15 protein-coding genes are annotated in these 19,328 nt (G+C 44.5%); all 15 read left to right on the top strand.

What is annotated here, in order from left to right; translation table 11 throughout:
* The first annotated feature begins 179 nt into the window (after positions 1-179).
* The 15 genes from V7L31_RS04060 to V7L31_RS03990 all read left to right on the top strand — a co-directional run bounded on the left by V7L31_RS04060 (position 180) and on the right by V7L31_RS03990 (position 19,302).
* Positions 180-1,502, top strand: a complete 1,323-nt coding sequence (locus V7L31_RS04060) for a KamA family radical SAM protein (protein ID WP_334695059.1) — start codon at positions 180-182, stop codon at positions 1,500-1,502.
* Between the two features lie 285 nt (positions 1,503-1,787).
* A complete protein-coding gene (locus V7L31_RS04055; protein WP_334695058.1) occupies positions 1,788-3,191 on the top strand; it encodes a DUF456 domain-containing protein in 1,404 nt (467 codons plus the stop codon).
* Positions 3,192-3,884: 693 nt separating this feature from the next.
* Complete coding sequence (locus V7L31_RS04050; protein ID WP_334695057.1) at positions 3,885-4,103, top strand: hypothetical protein; 219 nt, start codon at positions 3,885-3,887, stop codon at positions 4,101-4,103.
* A gap of 399 nt (positions 4,104-4,502) precedes the next feature.
* Complete coding sequence (locus V7L31_RS04045) at positions 4,503-6,194, top strand: beta strand repeat-containing protein (protein ID WP_334695056.1); 1,692 nt, start codon at positions 4,503-4,505, stop codon at positions 6,192-6,194.
* Between the two features lie 181 nt (positions 6,195-6,375).
* Positions 6,376-6,567 carry a hypothetical protein gene (locus tag V7L31_RS04040; protein ID WP_334695055.1) on the top strand — a complete coding sequence of 64 codons (192 nt, stop codon included), beginning with the start codon at positions 6,376-6,378 and terminating at the stop codon, positions 6,565-6,567.
* An 88-nt stretch (positions 6,568-6,655) separates the two neighbouring features.
* Entirely contained in the window at positions 6,656-7,792 is a 1,137-nt protein-coding gene (locus V7L31_RS04035; protein WP_334695054.1) for an AI-2E family transporter, read from the top strand.
* Positions 7,793-8,308: 516 nt separating this feature from the next.
* The gene (locus V7L31_RS04030) at positions 8,309-8,431 is read left to right on the top strand and encodes a hypothetical protein (RefSeq protein ID WP_334695053.1); all 123 of its coding nucleotides are present in this window, start codon (positions 8,309-8,311) and stop codon (positions 8,429-8,431) included.
* A gap of 588 nt (positions 8,432-9,019) precedes the next feature.
* The gene (locus V7L31_RS04025; protein WP_334695052.1) at positions 9,020-10,384 is read left to right on the top strand and encodes an LLM class flavin-dependent oxidoreductase; all 1,365 of its coding nucleotides are present in this window, start codon (positions 9,020-9,022) and stop codon (positions 10,382-10,384) included.
* Between the two features lie 271 nt (positions 10,385-10,655).
* On the top strand, positions 10,656-12,023 hold the full coding sequence (locus V7L31_RS04020) for an LLM class flavin-dependent oxidoreductase (protein ID WP_334695051.1): 1,368 nt from the start codon (positions 10,656-10,658) through the stop codon (positions 12,021-12,023).
* A gap of 195 nt (positions 12,024-12,218) precedes the next feature.
* Complete coding sequence (locus V7L31_RS04015) at positions 12,219-13,757, top strand: amidohydrolase family protein (RefSeq protein ID WP_334695050.1); 1,539 nt, start codon at positions 12,219-12,221, stop codon at positions 13,755-13,757.
* Positions 13,758-14,032: 275 nt separating this feature from the next.
* Positions 14,033-15,475 carry an FAD-dependent oxidoreductase gene (locus V7L31_RS04010; RefSeq protein ID WP_334695049.1) on the top strand — a complete coding sequence of 481 codons (1,443 nt, stop codon included), beginning with the start codon at positions 14,033-14,035 and terminating at the stop codon, positions 15,473-15,475.
* A 130-nt stretch (positions 15,476-15,605) separates the two neighbouring features.
* Positions 15,606-16,274, top strand: coding sequence for a dienelactone hydrolase family protein (locus V7L31_RS04005; RefSeq protein WP_334695048.1), 669 nt, complete (start codon positions 15,606-15,608; stop codon positions 16,272-16,274).
* 613 nt (positions 16,275-16,887) lie between these two features.
* The gene (locus V7L31_RS04000; protein ID WP_334695047.1) at positions 16,888-17,508 is read left to right on the top strand and encodes a GDSL-type esterase/lipase family protein; all 621 of its coding nucleotides are present in this window, start codon (positions 16,888-16,890) and stop codon (positions 17,506-17,508) included.
* Between the two features lie 119 nt (positions 17,509-17,627).
* Positions 17,628-18,626, top strand: coding sequence for an aldo/keto reductase (locus V7L31_RS03995; protein WP_334695046.1), 999 nt, complete (start codon positions 17,628-17,630; stop codon positions 18,624-18,626).
* A 22-nt stretch (positions 18,627-18,648) separates the two neighbouring features.
* Complete coding sequence (locus tag V7L31_RS03990; protein WP_334695073.1) at positions 18,649-19,302, top strand: ABC transporter substrate-binding protein; 654 nt, start codon at positions 18,649-18,651, stop codon at positions 19,300-19,302.
* Positions 19,303-19,328 lie beyond the last annotated feature (26 nt).

Here is a 19,328-nt window from a genome sequence, read left to right as displayed (position 1 = left end):
AATACGGTTCGGATAAAACTCGATCCCCCCAACCCCCTTAAAAAGGCTTGCTCAGAACGGCTCTATTTCTCCCTGAAAAAGGGGGACTAAGGGGGATTTTTAAGGACTGTGTACCTTAACCGAACTGTATTGAGATACTTCCAGTATTTTTATGTGAATTAAAAAATAATCATAATTAAATGTCGCAACTTAACCCTAAAAAAATTGAGTTATATGAAATTAAAGATATAGATCGGCTGCCTCAACTGCAAAAATTTTCAACAGCAGATCGCTTGGCGATGAAAGCAGTTGCCCAAGTATTACCGTTTCGTGTCAATAATTACGTAGTAGAAGAACTGATTGATTGGGAGAAGATTCCCGATGACCCCATCTTTCGCCTCACATTTCCTCAAAAAGAAATGTTGGCTCCTGAATCTCTAGACAAGGTTATTTGGCATCTGCAAAATTCTACACCAGAAGAACTGCGTCAAGTAGTAAATACGACGCGATCGCAACTTAACCCCCATCCAGGCGGACAGGCACATAATATTCCCACTTTAGATGGAAAACCAGTACCAGGAATTCAACATAAATATCCCGAAACAGTCTTAATTTTTCCGACAGCAGGTCAAACTTGTCACGCATATTGCACATTTTGCTTCCGTTGGCCCCAGTTTGTAAAGATGGACGGAATGAAATTTGCTACTCGTGAATCAGGGCTTTTTCAAGATTATCTCCGCCAACATCAAGAAGTCACAGATGTTTTAATTACTGGCGGAGATCCAATGACAATGAAAGCTAAACATCTGGCTTTATATATTGAACCATTGCTAAATTCGGGTTTTGAACATATCCAAACAATTAGGATTGGGACTAAATCTGTAGCTTACTGGCCTTATCGCTTTGTTACAGATGAAGATGCTGATGATGTCTTACGTTTGTTTGAGAAAGTGATTAGCTCAGGTAAACATTTGGCTATTATGGCACACTACGATCATCCGACAGAAATCAAAACTGAAATTGCTCAAACAGCAATCCAACGCATTCGTAGTACAGGCGCACAGATTCGTACCCAAGGACCGCTTATGCGGGGAATTAATGATTCTCCGCAAGTATGGATAAAGATGTGGCAAGAACAAGTTCGCCTTGGTTGCATTCCCTACTATATGTTTATGGAACGAGATACTGGAGCAAAACATTATTTTGAATTGCCAATTATTCGCGCTTGGGAAATTTATCAAACAGCAATTCAAAAAGTGTCAGGGTTAGCTCGCACTGCTCGCGGGCCAGTCATGTCAGCACTACCAGGTAAAATTGCAGTGGATGGCGTAACTGAGATTTATGGCGAGAAAGTATTTGTACTTTCTTTTTTGCAAGGACGCGATCCCGATTGGTGTAAACGTCCTTTTTTTGCACGTTATGACGACAAAGCAACCTGGTTAACTGATTTAGTTCCAGCTATGGGAGAAAAGGAATTTTTCTATGAGAAAAAATTAAAGGAAATTTTGAAAACACAAAGTTGAATTGGGGAGCATCTCACTTTCGTAAAAATATATCTAGCTCTGGCGAATAGAATGATGCCTCTGGTACACCAAGGGCGAACGCAGCTATACAAACAAAACCCACCTCCGTGGCAATACGGCTCGGTTAAGGTTTTTTAATGAAAATTCTAGATCGCAAAGACGCGATAAATCGCCGTCTCTACAAAGAACTGAATTCTGAATTCTGAATTCTGTTTTATACCTCTTTTCAGAAACTTTTAAGAGATTTTATTGGTCTGGTTCTTCAAATTCTGCAAAAATCAACCAATGTCATCTTCTGCTCAAGGTATTCCCGGATTACCTGATTTGACGCATCCGATTGAGCTTGTCCAATTTGGAACCCAAGCGCTCAAAACTTCACTTTTATTAGTATTTTTGATTGTAGCTTTAGGAATTGCGATCGCACTGATCAGTTTTTCTCTGCGTCGCAGTCAACCAGAACAACTAATATTCATCGGCGAATGGGCGATTCGTTATTCCCAACTTTTACAGGCATTACAGCATTTAACTCTAATATTAGTTTTATTAGTACCAGGATTTTTTCTCTGTTCAACTTTGAGCAATCGCTATCACTACTGGGAACAAGCAAGGGTGGCTCAAGTAGCTGAAAGTGTCGCAGGTGAAAAACTCGAACAATTTGCGCCTCAAATCCGCTACTCTATTCAAGAGCCATACTCTTATAACACCCAAGTCAATGGCAAAATTGTCAAGGTGAATGAGACACGAGAAATCAACCGTTTCTTAAGGTTGGCTGGTTCGCAAATTCAAGTCAAGCTAGACCAAAGTGTAGATGTTCCAGGTCGCAGTTCAATTTATCAGGCAAACTACACTGCTGATTATAAAGTAATTAACCAACTCAAGGATATTAATAATTTTTTCTTTGAAGCACCACCACCTAACGGCTACACGCTGCTTGCTAGCTACAAAGTTGAGCGTGACGGTACTAGGTTACAACAAACTAATCCGGGAGACTATGGCTTTCCCTTCCAGCTGCAACCAGGTGAAGAAACCACCTTTCGAGTTACCTATCAGGCTCAAGGAGGGCCGCGCTGGGTTTATAGCGCCGCAGGACAGTTGCTTTCTAATTTTAGCCTCACAGCAATTGCTAACTTTGCTCCGGCTGATTTTGCTAGTGGTGTTGTACCGAATGAGATTAAAGTTAATGGACGCAATACGCAATTTACTTGGAAATTTGACGATAATGTTTCAGTCAAAAATCCTTTTGGAGTGTTTACTAACACCGAACCCATTCGTCATACGGGGGTAATTCCGCGTCTTTTATTACTAGCACCAGCAATATTTTTGTGGTGGATATTGTTGTTATATTTATCACTGCCAATGAGTTTCAGAAATGTTGCGATCGCTGCTAGTACTTTCTTTGCTTGTCTATTGACTTTGACCTATCTAGCCCGCGTCATAGATGCTCAGTTAGCTTGGACTTTAATTTCCATTATTTTGCTAATTTTAACATGGGGATTGGGAGCTAGCCGCAGAGCTTCTCTAGCTGCGATCGTCGCCACTATTGCTGGAGCAGTGCTACCTATTTTTGGATTATTAGTACCCTTTAGCGGACTAACCCTTAGTTTAGCGGGTTTGCTTTCGGCCGTTTGGCTGGCAGTTCGTCACTGGTATGGCTGGTACAGTTTGCACCCAGAAGACCAAAGATTGTAGACTCAGAAAAATGCTTCATATTAGGTGATTCCGCTATGATTAGCGAAGTTTGAACTAACAGCACTTATGGATAACGATTTACTGGCTTTCTTTGCGGGCGCTGGATTCCTGATTCTCTATCTTATCTTCTCAGCATTAACTGAAATGGGGACTAAATTGCCTTGGAAGAAATAAGTATAGATAGATAAAAATGGGTAAATAAATTTGTTTTTGTGACTCTACATGACCTTGAGTTCTTTAGAGTACAAAGAGCCTTTGTACAAAATCCTTACTTACATCGAACCTACAAGCTATTTTTCAAGATTGATGTATCGCCTTGAGAGTAAGCGTTAATTATTTTTTCTCGAAAGTCGATGGAGTAAGCTTTCATATACCTGGTTGATGTACCAACGTCCAGTCTTCTCTATCTACCTGCAATCTGCTGTATATTCTTTAAAAAAAGTAAAATACTATTTTTTAACGAGGATTTGTGTGTCCTTTACTTGAATAATTCATCTATCTTGAGAAAGATTTTTAACTTAACTTTTAAATACATATTTGACATATTAATGTCACAACATTGACATAGATATAAATAAAATCTTTAAAAAATAAAAAGTGCGAGTTAATAAATTAATCTACTTACATTCATCACAATTAAGTCAAAAAAATAACTGGCTTAATTGTCAAGAGTTAAGTAAAAGGAAAAGATTGATGAACAAGATTATTGCAGGAATAGTGGCAATACCACTGTTGGTAGCCTCAATGCCAAAACAGGCATCAGCACTCTCAGTAGTCAACCCAGATGTTCAAAAACCACTTGTGGGAACATTACTTGCTCGGCGTTCCCAACGTCGTCGGTGGATAGGTGGACATTGGGTAATCAGAGATCACCACCGTGTATGGGTTAAGGGTCATTATCAGTATTACTAACCATGAATTTGAGATTTAGGCATTTTTGGTGCTAAATCTCAAGTTCGTGATTAGTAATTTGCCCTTAAATGAACTTGGCCATTTATTAAGTGAAAGTGTTTTATCCCTTCTCGTTAATAAAGTTTGAGGGGTTTAAGTTGCATAGCTTCTATCAAGCAGCGTGTGAAAGTTTCGGGGTCTAAATCCCTGTCACTTTCACGTAATTGCTCTCTTCTCTACGAGACGCTCCGTTCGCGGAGCGTCTCCAAGAGTTGCCCATTGCAAATTAAGAAAAAGCGAATTGTTTTAACGTGTGACCCAATCCGAAAAAGCAAATTTTGGGGTTGACAGACCAGTAGGGCGATCGCAGTTGTCTTGATATCAAATTTTATACAACGTCAAAAAATTGGAGTAAGATCAATGTCTACATTTACCGTCGCTAATACCAATAACAGTGGTGCAGGTTCACTGCGGCAGGCAGTTCTAAATGCCAATGCTCTTTCAGGAAAAGATATCATCAATTTTGCTGGACTATTTAATGATGGGCTGGCTCATACGATTAATTTGACTGGTAGTGGTCTGAGTATCACAGACAACCTGACCATTGAAGGTACAAATCCGAGCAAACTAACTATTAAGGATGATAGTGCTGCTCGTATTTTTGACATTGCTAGTGGCGTAACAGCTGCAATCAACGGGCTGACTATTACCAATACATACGATGGCGCAAGAGGAGGCGGTGCGATCTCCAATGAAGGCATCCTGACCTTGAACAATACCATCATCGCTGGTAACACTGTAACCAATAAAAAAGTACTCAATGGAGGACAACAATTGGGCGGCGAGGGCGGCGGCATCTATAGCACTGGCACCCTTACACTCAACTACAGCACTATCAGTGGCAATAATATAAAGAATTTTACCAACACTAATAGTTATTCATCAATCACCCGGGGCGGCGGCATTTATAGTGCTGGCAACCTTACACTCAACCACAGCACTATCAGTGGCAACAATGTAATTTATTATGATTATTCAAATCAAATAGGCGAGGGCGGCGGCATTTATAGCACTGGCAACCTGACAGTGGAAAATAGCACTATCAGTGGCAACACTGCAACATCTACCGAAGTATTAGGTTTTGGTGAGGGCGGTGGCATTTATAGCACTGGCAACCTGACAGTGGAAAAGAGCACCATTAGTGGCAATTCGGCAGATAACGGCGGTGGTATCAATACAGGATATGTCAGCTACAAATTAAGCATCCTTGTGGAAAATAGCACCATTATTGACAACACTGCAACTTATAACGGCGGTGCTATCTATTATAACGAAGGCCACACCAGTACAGTTAAAGTAAATTCTAGCACTATTAGTGGCAATTTGGCGATATATGATAACGGCGGTGCTATCTGGAATGGAGGTCTATTCACACTAAACTACAGCACCATCAGTAACAATAAAGAATACGGCGACTTCCCCGGAAACGCCAACGGCGGCGCTGGTATTTACAACATTGGCACTCTATCAGTGAATTACAGCACCATTAGTGACAACACTGCAAGAGCCAACGGCGGTGGCATCTACAATAATGGCACTCTATCGGTGAGTCACAGCACCATTAGTGACAACACTGTATTTGACAGATCCGGTGAAAACGATGGCGGCGGTGGCATTGCCAATGATTATAATGGCACTCTATCGGTGAATTACAGCACCATCAGTGGCAACACGGCATACTTTGGCGGTGGCATCTACAACTTTGGGTACAGGAACAATCTATTCGGCACCGTTATCGTGAGCCATAGCAGTATAACTGGCAATCAAGCACACTTTGGCAGTGGCATCTACAATAATGGCGGCAGCCTAACGGTTGGCAACAGCATTATTAAACACAATAAAGCTTTCGGCATCGAACTCAGTTCTGGTAAATTCGAGTCTGGCAAGGGTGGCGGGATTTACAACTCTGACTCTAGCTATGCCACTGCCACATTAAACTACAGCACCGTCGCTTGTAACTTTGACACACCTGAAGAGGATTCAAATAAGATTATCAAGCTTGATAATCTTGTAGGTAAATTCATTAACAAAGGTTCAGTCGTGAGAGTTTAAAACGATATTCTTTTTGTCAAGTCTTAGCTTTATGACAGTTGCATAGCAAAGAGAAGCAATCGCAAAGTATAGAGTTTGCGATTGCTTCTCTTCATTTCATTACGATCGCAAGTTTATTGTAAAAACTGGAGGTACAGCGCCAATTTGTATGTACCATAAAAATTTGTATTGCTGTGCTTCTATGGAAAATCAACTAGGATTTGTTCTGAAACTGCTTTTACTCTCAGCTTTCTTATCAACATTAATTAAGTATGCAGGGCCAAGTCTATCAATTCCGGCAACAGCAACCAACGCGCTAATTATAGTATTGTTACCGATTGTAATAATCGCGATCGCGCTACTATGGCGATTCCAAGCACAGAAACAAAATTAGCTCAAACCATGACTACAAGTTACTAAAATCAGTTAACCTAGCTGAATTACCAGAAAATTGCATTTTGCCACCTCTTGGGAGTCAGCCTGTGAAACTTGGTCAATGGATCGGCTTAATCGCCATAGTTCTTTCTTTATACATCCTGTGGCAAATTCGGGAAGTGCTTTTGCTAATGTTTGCCGCGGTTGTGTTAGCTACTACTTTAAATCGGCTAGCAAAACGCTTCCAAAGCTTTGGGATAAAACGTGGATTCGCTGTACTCTTAGCGGTGGCTATCTTTTTTGCAGGTATAGTGGGTTTTTTCTGGCTAATTGTGCCGCCATTTGCACAGCAATTTCAAGAATTAACCAATCAGGTTCCTAAAGGGTTTGAACGCTTTAATGATTGGCTTGATGCCCTGAGAACTCGGATTCCTAACCAATTAGTTACTTACATTCCAGATATTAATAGCCTCATTCAACAAGCACAACCCTTCGTCAATCGGGTGCTAGGAAACTCCTTCGCTTTTGTATCTGGTTCTTTGGAAGTTGTTCTCAAGATTTTGCTAGTCTTGGTTTTAACAGGAATGATATTAGCCGATCCCCTAGCTTATCGCAAAGTATTTGTGCAGCTTTTCCCCTCATTTTATCGGCGGCGGGTAGATGGAATTTTAGATAAATGTGAAGTCTCTTTAGAAGGATGGATTACAGGCGCTTTTATTGCCATTTGTGTCGTAGGGGTGATGAGTTTTGTTGGCTTATTAATTTTGGGTATAAAAGCAGCAGTAGCTTTAGCAGTTTTAGCCGGATTTTTCAATTTGATTCCCAACCTTGGCCCAACAATGAGCGTCATCCCAGCAATGGCGATCGCCTTTTTGGATGAACCTTGGAAAGCCGTCGCAGTCTTGATTGTTTACTTTATCATTCAACAGATTGAGAGTAATTTCATCACACCTGTTGTAATGGCGCATCAAGTCTCATTGCTACCTGCTATAACCTTAATTGCCCAACTATTTTTTGTTACTTTCTTTGGGTTTTTAGGGTTATTTCTGGCGTTACCTCTGACTGTTGTAGCGAAGATTTGGTTACAGGAAGTGTTAATTAAAGATATTTTGGATAAATGGGGAAATGATCACCAACAAGAGACTGAGTTTGTGATAGTTTCTGAATCTCCTGGAGCAAATGATAATTGGACAGCAGAAAGTCTCGATATTAATCATGAGCAACCAATTGATGATGATAATTAGACTGATTCTTGTAGAGATGGCGATTCACCGCGTCTCTTGCCTTAACCGAACAGTATTGTGTAAGTAAGTCGGTGAGAAAAATTCAATGTATATGAAAAAATATAAATTAGCTGTAGCTGTAGTGGCATGGCAAGCTTAAAATAGTGCATTAAATGTAGACGTAGGTTGGGTGGAGCGAGAGCGCAACCCAACATATATCAGGATGTTGGCTTTGGCAAAGCCTCCACCCAACCTACAATTTTTTTGCAACATTTTAGCCTTGTCACGTCAGTAGGGTGTGTTATGCCGTAGGCTAACGCACCTGAGATTGTTGACGGTGCGGCGCTTGGCGTAGCTGGAAATATTAGCACCGACTTACTTAGACTCCTGCAAATGAAAATTTGCTAAGGCTGCTGGAATACTTTTCAGTCTACGGATATATTTTATCCTACTTAATTTAGTGTATTATTCACTACAGGATTGTCCCTGTGAATTTGTTTTAAATACATACTTCCCGCTGGGTACGAGAACTCTTGTATGGGAATTGTATTTGATAGCGTGAAAAACTCGGTTAACACAGGAGACGCGATAAATCGCCGTCTCTACAAGAATCAGTCTTTCGTCTTGACGGCGATTTATCGCATCTTTGCGATCTCATAGTTTTCATCAAAAAACCTGAACCGAACCGTATTAGCATTCCTACATATATTACATCAAATGGTTTGCAATACTTAATGTTCGAGAAACTAATAATTAGTTTTTCATGTTATTGTGATTTCCAGTACATCTTTTTTTGGATTGATCGTGTACGCTCTATCTGCTGGGTAAAATTACTAGATAAATTTATGGTAATTCGATTGCCAAGCAGCAGCATCCCTAATTCTGCTGTGGTATTAACTTTACTTACAGTTCGGTTATTTAATTTTGCGGCAAGTTTGGTTGCTAGAGAGCATTCCATGATTGTATTCAGCGTGTAGCAAGATGTGAATGCCTGAGTGCTTGACACGAATACCTCAAAGTTTTATGGGGGAAAAGATTTTATCGATATGCTATTCGAGCATTTTTCGGACTTAGGGGCTAACAAGAAATAAATTATCCATCTTGTGGGGCGAGCAGCGTTCGACTGATAGCTCATGCCTAAGTCTGCTGAATATGGGATGGGTGTTTTCACCCGTCCCACAACAAAAATTCGGGATGTTTTTTGATTTGAAAGTCCCTTAACGCAATATTAAGAAAAGAAAAAGGTATATGAGTACAACACGCAAATTTCGTTTAGGTGCATTCATTCAAGCCACTGGACACCATGTCTCTGCTTGGCGGCATCCCGATTCACAAGCAGATGCAGGACTGAATTTTGAGCATTACAAAGAAATTACCCAAACTGCTGAACGCGGTTTATTTGATGCAGTTTTCTTGGCAGATAGTCCAGGAATCTGGGGCGGCGCTCCAGAAACTCAGTATCGTAACGGTAAAATCGCCCATTTCGAGCCAGTCACCCTGTTCTCGGCCTTGTCCTCTGTAACCCAAAACATCGGCTTCATTTCCACCGCCTCGACCACTTATGAAGAACCCTACACCCTAGCACGTAAGTTTGCTTCCCTAGACCACTTGAGCAAAGGCCGGGCGGGGTGGAATGTAGTTACTACAGGCAATGAGAATGCTGCACTTAATTTCGGACTTGAGCATCACCCAGAACACAGCGAGCGTTATGAACGTGCTGAAGAGTTTGTAGAAGTGGTGAAAGGTCTATGGGATAGCTGGGAAGATGATGCTTTTATCCGTGACAAAGAATCTGGGGTCTATTTTGACCCGGATAAACTGCACACATTGAACCACAAGGGCAAATATTTTTCTGTAAAAGGCCCTTTAAACGTCGGTCGTCCGCCCCAAGGTTATCCGGTGATTGTTCAGGCTGGAGCCTCCGAATCGGGACGAGATTTAGCTGCACGTACTGCCGAGGCGATTTTCACCGCCAATCAAACCCTAGCTGATGCCCAAGAATTTTATGCTGATATCAAAGGTAGATTAGCACAATATGGGCGATCGCCAGACGATCTCAAAATTATGCCTGGAGCTTTCCCAATCATTGGCCGTACTGAAGCAGAAGCTCAAGAGAAATACGAATTTCTGCAATCGTTAATCCATCCTGATGTCGCTTGGGGCATTTTAAAGAACTATTACAAAGGTGTGGATTTGTCGCAATATTCTTTAGATGATGTGGCTCCCGAACTACCCAGCGACACCAACGCTAACAAAAGTCGTCTCAAACTAGTCAAAGATTTGGCTACTCGTGGCACTCTCACACTGCGCCAGTTGTATCTCTCTCTTGCTACCGCGCGGGGTCATCGCACCATACTTGGTACTCCCGAAACCATTGCCGACCAGCTAGAAGAATGGTTCAACAACGGTGCAGCAGATGGCTTTAATATCATGCCGCCAATCCTCCCCACTGGGTTAGATGACTTCGTTAACCTAGTCGTTCCTGTCCTTCAGAAACGGGGACTGTTCCGTACTGAATACGAAGGAAGTACCTTGCGTGAAAACCTGGGATTGCGTCGTCCTGGCAATCGTTTTGCCGTCAAACAAGTAGATGAGAGATTGGTTTTAGCATAAATAAATTTTCATCTCTGCACTGTGCTGATAAGGCTTTTCAAGTAATTCAACTACACTACTTCCTGTTTGAAGACATGAAAAGCGATTAGCTATATGCAAATCAGTAATAAGCTGTTCCATATTTAAATTGCATAAGTTGGGCGCTCATGTTGCCCACCCCACAAGAGTTATGTCTAATTCGATTATGCAATTTAGATGTTTTTTAGCTTACCGACTGTAATCTTCTCTACGAGACACTCCGCGATCGCTCAGACATTGTAGAAAAAAGCAGATGAGTACAACACGTAAGCTTCGTTTAGGTGCATTTATTCAAGCCACTGGCCATCATATCGCGGCTTGGCGACACCCCGATTCACAAGCTGATGCTGGGCTAAATTTCGAGCATTACAAGGAAATTACCCAAACTGCTGAACGGGGCTTGTTCGATGCTGTTTTCCTAGCCGATAGCCCCAGCTTACAAGATAGTGGTGAACCAGAGGTGCTGAAGCGCAACGGCAAATTAGCTAAGTTCGAGCCAGTAACGCTATTTTCCGCACTGGCCCCACTGACTAAACACATTGGCTTTGTTGCTACCGCTTCGACCACTTATGAAGAACCCTACACCCTGGCGCGTAAGTTCGCTTCACTAGACTATTTGAGTAACGGTCGAGCAGCTTGGAATGTAGTCACCACCGGAAATGAGAATGCCGCAGGTAATTTCGGCCATGACGAACACCTAGAGCATAGCCAGCGCTATGAACGCGCCGAAGAGTTTGTAGAAGTGGTGAAAGGTCTTTGGGATAGCTGGGAAGATGATGCCTTCATCCGAGATAAAGAATCTGGTGTCTATTTCGACCCGAATAAACTGCATACACTCAACTACAAAGGTAAACATTTTTCTGTCAAAGGCCCTTTAAACGTCGGTCGTTCGCCTCAAGGTTATCCGGTGATTGTCCAGGCTGGTGCTTCGGAAGTTGGGCGTGAACTGGCGGCAAAGACTGCTGAAGTTATTTTTACTGCCAACCAAACACTGCAAGATGGGCAGGAATTTTATGCTGATGTGAAAGGTAGGTTGGCTAAATATGGCCGCCAACTAGACGATCTGAAAATCATGCCGGGTGTATTTCCCGTGATTGGTCGCACTGAAGAAGAAGCTCAGGAAAAATACGAATTCCTGCAATCGCTAATTCATCCATCGGTGGCATGGGGTTTACTGCAAACGCGTTACAAGGGCATCGATTTATCTGGCTATTCACTCGACGATCTCGCACCACCATTGCCCAGTGATACTAACGGTGGTAAGAGCCGCCTGAAGTTGCTGACGGATCTCGTAAATCGTGGCAACCTCACGCTGCGCCAGTTGTATCTCTCTGTTGCTACGGCGCGGGGTCATCGCACGATTATCGGTAGTCCCGAAAGTATTGCCGATCAGCTTGAAGAATGGTTTATCAACGGTGCAGCAGACGGCTTTAATATCATGCCGCCAATTCTGCCCACAGGATTAGATGATTTTGTTAATTTAGTTGTCCCCATCTTGCAGAAACGCGGGTTGTTCCGTACCGAATACGAGGGCACTACCTTGCGTGAAAATCTCGGATTGGGTAGGCCGGGTAATGGTTTTGCCGCCAAACAAGTAGACAAGAATCTGGCGGTGGCGTAAATGAATTTTTCATGGATGCTTATGTCATATCTTTTAAAGCGTACTTTCTGTAGATCGCCACCTACAGAAAATTGTAGAGAGACGCGATTGTGTGAAAAGACGCGATAAATCGCCGTCTCTACAAGAAATGTTTTTGTCGCAGCATTGGATGCTGAAAAAAACCTGTAATTTTTGTGCCGTAGGCAAGGAAAAAACATGACTGAATATAGCCGATTGAAGACCTCACGCTCTGCTGCAATCAGAGCCACCCTTGATTATCCAGTAATCGACACCGATGTTCATACCAATGATTTCACGCCAGCTTTTGAAGATTACATCGCTAAGTACGGCGGTGTGAAACTTGTAGATGAGTTACGTAAGACTGAAGCTTCCCGTCTCAACTCTAAGAGTAACGGTAAAGACTGGTATCAACAAACTCCTGAAGAACGTCAATACAACCGGACAATCCGATCGCCTTGGTGGGCTAGAGTTACTAAAAACACGCTGGATCTTGCTACTTACACCCTCCCCGGATTGCTCTATGAGCGTCAAGCGGAGCAAGGATCTGACTATTCAGTGCTGTTTCCTAACAATGTTTTAGCACCAGCTGGAGCCAGTGCAGAGAATCGTCAAGCGCTGCAACGTGCAGTAAATCACTATCATGCTGATATCTACCGGAAATATAGCGATCGCCTAACGCCGGTTGCTGGCATTCCCTTAACTACTCCCGAAGAAGGCATTGAGGAGTTAGAGTTTGCAGTAAAAACACTTGGCTTAAAAGTAATTAATATCACTGGCGGTGTGAAGCGGCCAATTAAAGCGATCGCTGATAAATATCCAGCCGATAAATTCCCCGAAATCGCCAAGTATGCTTCTTACATCGACTTCTACGGACTAGATAGTGAATACGACTACGATCCCTTCTGGGCGAAAGTCGTGGAACTGGGTGTACCCGTCACCACCCATTACGGCAGTCAAGGCTGGACTGGCCGCTCTTCGATCAGTAACTACATGAACAACCACATCGGTCACTTTGCCGATGGTTCGGAAGCATTTGCCAAGGCGCTGTTCTTCGGCGGTGTTACCAAGCGTTTTCCACAGCTGCGCGTAGCGATGCTAGAAGGTGGCGCAGATTGGGGTGCGCGTGTCTACATCCATTTGGTAGATCGGTTCTTGAAGCGCAATATCAAGGCACTGGAAAACTACAATCCAGCGTTAACCAATGCCGATGAGCTATTTGAGATATTTGAGCAATACGGTGCAGAAGTTGCTCAAGGGTATTCCCTTGATAAGGATGAATTGACCAAAACTGTACTGGGAGCTTCATTCAGCCGTCATAGCCGTGCGCCTATCGGTAGCGAATTGAACGATTTTGCAGCCGCAGGTATTGAAACAATAGAAGACATCCGCGATCGCTGGGTGAACAGTTTCTTCTTTGGTTCCGAGTCCGACGATCGCACCATCGCTACGGCATTCAATGACAAAGCCAATCCCCTGGGAGTCAAGATCAACGCCATCTATTCCTCCGATGTTGGTCACTGGGATGTACCAGACCTCACCTCTCCCTTGGCTGAAAGCTGGGATCTCGTACAAGAAGGCGTCCTGACCGAAGCCGACTTCAAATCCTATGTATTCGCTAATCCCTACAAGTTTTACACCCAAGCTAACCCCGATTTCTTCAAGGGTACAGCGATCGAATCTAAGGTGAGTAACACCGAATTTCAACAAGTGGACAAGAGTCTAGTAGTAGCGTAAAAGGCGAGATGAGGGAGTCGGGGAAATTATTCTTCTTCATCTCCCTCATCCTCATAGTGGAATGGCACTAAGAAAAGGGAAAATCTTTGAGGCAGCGGGGGTGCAGAGGAGCAGAGGGGCAGAGGAGCAGGGGAGAAAGAAGAAGTTTAAGGTATACGAACGGATATTTAGAAATTCCCCTCTGCACCTTTGCCCCTCTGTAATCCTTACACTGCTTACTCTCCAATTTAACTTAGTCCCATTCTCCTCATAGTGTTTCACCTTGGGAGATCGACATGACAATAACGACTGATCCTGATATTGGGGCCCGCGAGGCGCTACGCCTAATTGGCCCCGATCCCGATAACTGGATACCCGATCGCCAAGGCGTCGATCACAACGTTACGGTTGTGGGTGGTAGCGGTAGCGGCAGCGTCTTTGCATTTGCACTGCGGCGCGCTGGTATCGGCCGCGTGACGGTGATCGACGCGGCCAAAGATGAAGCCCATGCTGGCGTGTGGCTCAACCGAGCGCGGATGAATAAACTACGCACACCAAAAAACTTGCCCGGCCCTGAACTTGGTATCCCGGCGCTGTCGTTCCAGGCATGGTATGAGGCACGACACGGTGCTGATGCCTACGCAGCGATCGACCGTATCCCCAGATTGCTATGGGCTGAGTACCTCAGCTGGTATCGGCAATTCTTGGGCATCACAGTTCGGTATCAGACACGGCTGGTGCGGATTGAGCCGGCTGAAGGTTTTTTTCGCCTGCACCTTGAGGTGAACGGTGTCCCACAGGTGGAGACGACGCGCAAGATTATCTTTGCTAATGGTGTGGCTGGTACTGGCGGCCCATACATCCCACCAGTGTTAGACAGTCTACCACGCAGGCTGTATGCCCATACCGTCGATACCATCGACTTCGCCGCATTGCGCGGCAAAACTGTAGCAGTACTGGGTGCTGCGGCCTCAGCTTTCGACGCCGCAGGGGTGGCGCTGGAATCGGGTGCAAAGGCGGTACATTTGTTTGCGCGGCGACCAGCGATCGCATCGCTGCCAATAAATCGCGTGCGCGGGTATCCTGGCGCTTACTACAACTATCCAGAACTACCCGATGCAGCCCGCTGGTTCCAAGCTTGGCGTTTTCGTGAAGTTGGTTCTACACCACCAGCTGACGCAATTGAACGGGCGATCGCATTCCCCAACTTCCACCTACACTTATCTGCAAACTGGAGATCGGCGCACGAAGAAGGCGGGCGCATTGTCGCCCAGGTGAACGACGATGTTTTTGAGTTCGATTTTGCGATCGCAGGCACGGGTTACTTTGTTGATCCGACAAAGCGGCCGGAACTAGCTGATTTTGCACAGCATATTGCACTTTGGCGCGATCGCTATCAACCACCAGCCGACCAACGCGCCGACGACTTGGGCACACACCCCTACCTTGGTAGCGCCCACGAATACCAAGAAAAAGTACCCGGTAGCGCACCTTATCTCAAGGATATTCACGTCTTCAACCCAGCCGGTTTTGTGAGCTTCGGTCTGCCCATCGGCGACGTGCCCAGCATCCGGCGTGATGTCCCGGCAATAGTGTCGCGCATCACTCATGACTTATTCTTCACTGACTGGACACAGCACGAGACACGAATCACAAGCAACAACATCGCACCAGACTTCGATGCTTCGCTGTACGCCGCCGCAGTGTGGAAACAGCCTGTTAAGGCAGCAGTTAGTTAGAGGGGAATGGGAAGCAGGGGAGCAGGGGAGAGATTTGTACAAGTTCTTTCCCCTCTGCCCCTCCGCACCTCCGCACCTCTGCCTTTTGTGCCGAATGCCCAATGCCCAAATCAAATTAGGAGTCAAAAGTATGCCTGTTGAACAACGCTCTTACGACACCAACAATGGTTCATTGCCTTATCTTTTTTCGCCTGTTTCTGACAATGCCAACAAACCTGCAACCCTGGTATTGTTTTTGCATGGAGGACGCGATCGTGGCACAGATTTGAATGTGCTACTGAAATGGGGATTACCTCGTTTCGTAGATTCATCCAACTCCTTACCTTATGTATTTGCCGCACCCCAGATTCCGGCTGAACAGACTTGGGCAGATCGAGCCGATGATGTGCTTGCTTTGCTTGATGAATTGATCGCTTCTCAACCTGTCGATCCAGCACGGGTGATCTTAGCTGGGTTCAGCTTAGGTTCGGCGGGTATCTGGCATATTGCTGCTTTACATCCCGATCGCTTCGCAGGTTTAGTACCTGTATCTGGACGAGTACCCAAAACATTAGCAGAAAGCGAACTAGCTGCACTCAAAGATATTCCCGTTCAAATATTCCAAGGTGGACAGGACAAAAATCTGCCGATTGAGGATACAGAGCAATTTGTTGAGCGCTTACGCAAAGTCGGGGGGAAAGTTGATTTGACAATACTGCCCGATGGCGATCATTTTATTGCAGATGAGGTATACGGCGATCCCAAGTTGCAACAGTGGCTAATTTCCCAGAAGCGTCGTGAAATTTCTGTAGTTGCTTGAGATGCAACAATACCCGGATTTCTCACGCATAGTGTAGGCTTCAGGGGAAGAGGAGTGTGGAGAGTGTAGGGGGTAAGACTTCTTCCCCATCCTTCCACACCCCTTGGATTTCTCACAAGTGAGAAATCTAGGAATAGGGCACAGCAATGCTCATAGGTGTCAACTTAGGGAACTCCAAGAAATAAATTAATCCAATATTGTGGGGTGGGCGTCTCGTCCGCCATACAGACTGGGCGCTCATGTTGCCCACCCCACAAGAGTTAATTGAATATTTTTTTATTTGGAAGTCCCTTAAGTTGGAAATAGTTTATCTGTTAGCTTCCATGCCCGCCCGGAAATAAATTTTCGGGCTAATAGCTTAAGTCTACTGAAGTAGACTAGAGATTTTTGGTGATATTTAGTCATCTTCAGATGACTTTAGCTTATGAGACGGGAATTTCAATTCCCGACGGACGAGCGGTTTCACGTTAAGTTGACACCAATGAGCAATGCTGTGCCCCTACAAATGGTCTGTATTCTATGCAATTAAAAACCGCTATATCGTTAGCGAGTCTGTGTACCCCTGCGGGGAAGCAAGCTACGCGCAGCGTCTCGTAGAGAAGCGACGTGACTTATGTCAGACTCTCGCAAAGAAATCAGAATTTGTTTTATTGGTGAATCCTTTGTCAATGGCACAGGCGATCCAGAGTTTCTGGGTTGGACAGGTAGAGTGTGCCGCAATGCTGAATCAAGAGGATACGCTATCACCCATTACAACTTGGGGGTGCGGGCGGAGACAAGTCGGTATCTCAAAAAACGTTGGTACTCGGAAGTTTCCTATCGTCTCCCCAAAGAATCCGATGGTCGAGTAGTGTTTTCCTTTGGGGCAAATGATTCAGGATGGGCGGGTAAACAGCAAGGAATCGAACTTTCTGAGTCGATCGCCAATGCTCACAATATCTTAAGCCAAGCAAAGCAACTCTATCCGATTTTGATGGTTAGTCCGCCGCCTTGTGGTGATGTCGATCAAAAAAAAAGAAATCAAATTCTTGCAAATCTGTCACAGGAATTTGCATTGGTTTGTAATCAACTAGATGTTCCCTATCTTGATGTGTTTTCCAGTTTGGTAAAGTCGCCAATCTGGCTAGCAGAAGCAAAAGCTAATGATGGCGCTCATCCAAAAGCAGATGGTTATGCAGAATTTGCCGCGATCGTCCAAAGCTGGGAAGGTTGGTTAAATTGGTTCACGCCTTAAAAAATGCATTTATTGCATAACGTTTTAGTTCCGCCCCGCTTTGCTAACGCAGACCGCACGTCGCATTCTATTTAAAAATTTTAAAACTTTCTCAATCAACCTCAATCAACAACATATCTATGACCTTACCAACTACCAACCTCGGTAAAACTGGATTGACTGTTTCGCGTCTTTGTCTCGGCACTATGACCTTTGGTTTACAGACCGACGAAGAAACTTCCAGGCAGATCCTTGACACCGCAGCCGATGGCGGAATCAACTTTTTAGATACAGCCGACGTTTATCCCCTCGGTGGTGGGCTTGCTACTGCTGGACGCACCGAAGAAATCGTTGGACGCTGGCTCAAAGGCAAACGCGAACACTTTATCTTAGCTACCAAGTGCGTCGGTCGAGTTGGCCCTGCACCTTGGGATCAGGGGGCTTCGCGGAAACATATTTTGGATGCGATCGATGCTTCTCTACGGCGGTTAGGAACCGATTATATCGACCTGTACCAGTTGCACTCCGACGATGCGTCAACCCCTCTTGATGAAACTTTGGAAGCGCTGGATGCAGTAGTTCGTGCTGGCAAGGTGCGCTACATCGGGGTTTCTAACTTTTTAGCCTACCGACTCGCCCGCGCCTTAGGTCGTGCCGAGACACGCAATTTAACTAAGTTCATCTCAATTCAGCCACGTTATAACCTGTTGTTCCGCGAAATTGAGCGAGAACTATTGCCCCTAGCGAAAGAAGAAGGACTGGGTGTAATTTCCTATAATCCATTGGCGGGTGGTCTACTTACAGGCAAACACATTCTTACTCAAGGCCCCACCTCAGGAACTCGTTTTACGCTAGGTGCTGCCGCAGAACGTTATCAAGAACGCTACTGGCACGATCGCGAGTTCAATACTGTCGAAGATTTACGCACAGTCGCAGATTTGGCTGGATTTTCCCTCACCACCTTAGCAGTAGCTTGGGTTTTATCTAATCCCATTATTACTGCCCCCATCATTGGCGCTAGCCGCCCAGAACAACTTACTGACAACCTCAAAGCATTAGAACTAAAACTTGACGACAGTTTAAAACAAAAATTAGACGACATAACTGCCGAATACCGAAGAGGAGATTCTCTTCGTTAGAAACTAGGAACGCAGCAAATAACTGACGAGTAGTGTAATTGCCGTTCCGCCGGAGTCTAAACTTCAGAAGTTTGAGGATATCAAGGGTCAAGAAGTTTACTTTCAAAAAGGCTCGGCATCGCACTATTTTATTATCAGAGCGTTGCAATCAATCGGCTTGAGCCTTAAAGATATTAAAATCAGAAGTTTGCCAACTATCGAGGCGCGGGCTGCTTTTATTGAAGGTAAAATTCCAGTTTGGATGACAGGAGATCCGCACTATGCGATCGCTCAAAAAATGAATCGAATTCGAGTCCTCAAAGATTCTGTTGGGCTAGATTCTCCTGGTGGCTATTATATTGCTGACAGAAAGTTTGCCGAAGAGAATCTTGGCTTGCTAAAAATTATCATTGAGGAGCTTAATAAACTCGACAAGTGGGCAGAAGCGAATCGAGGTGAAGTTGCCAAATTGATGATCACTGAACAAAAGCTCGACGCGGATGTGGTAGAAAAGGTAATGTCTCGCCGCACTTTTGTGGGACGCAGAGGACTAAGCCCTGCATTGATTAAAGAACAACAGCGGGTGGCAGATTTGTTCTTTGACGAGGGTGTAATCCCAAAGAAAATCAACATTCAGGAAGCCTTACTCCCGCCTGATGTTTATGCTGCTATCACACCATCAGAAATTATGGTCTAGTGGAGTACTTGTAAAAGTCTCTAATG

It is taken from the genome of Nostoc sp. (assembly GCF_036916655.1).
GTDB lineage: Bacteria > Cyanobacteriota > Cyanobacteriia > Cyanobacteriales > Nostocaceae > Nostoc.
The sequence above is the reverse complement of the archived record's forward strand: the minus strand, read 5'-3'. Positions and strand labels throughout refer to the sequence as shown.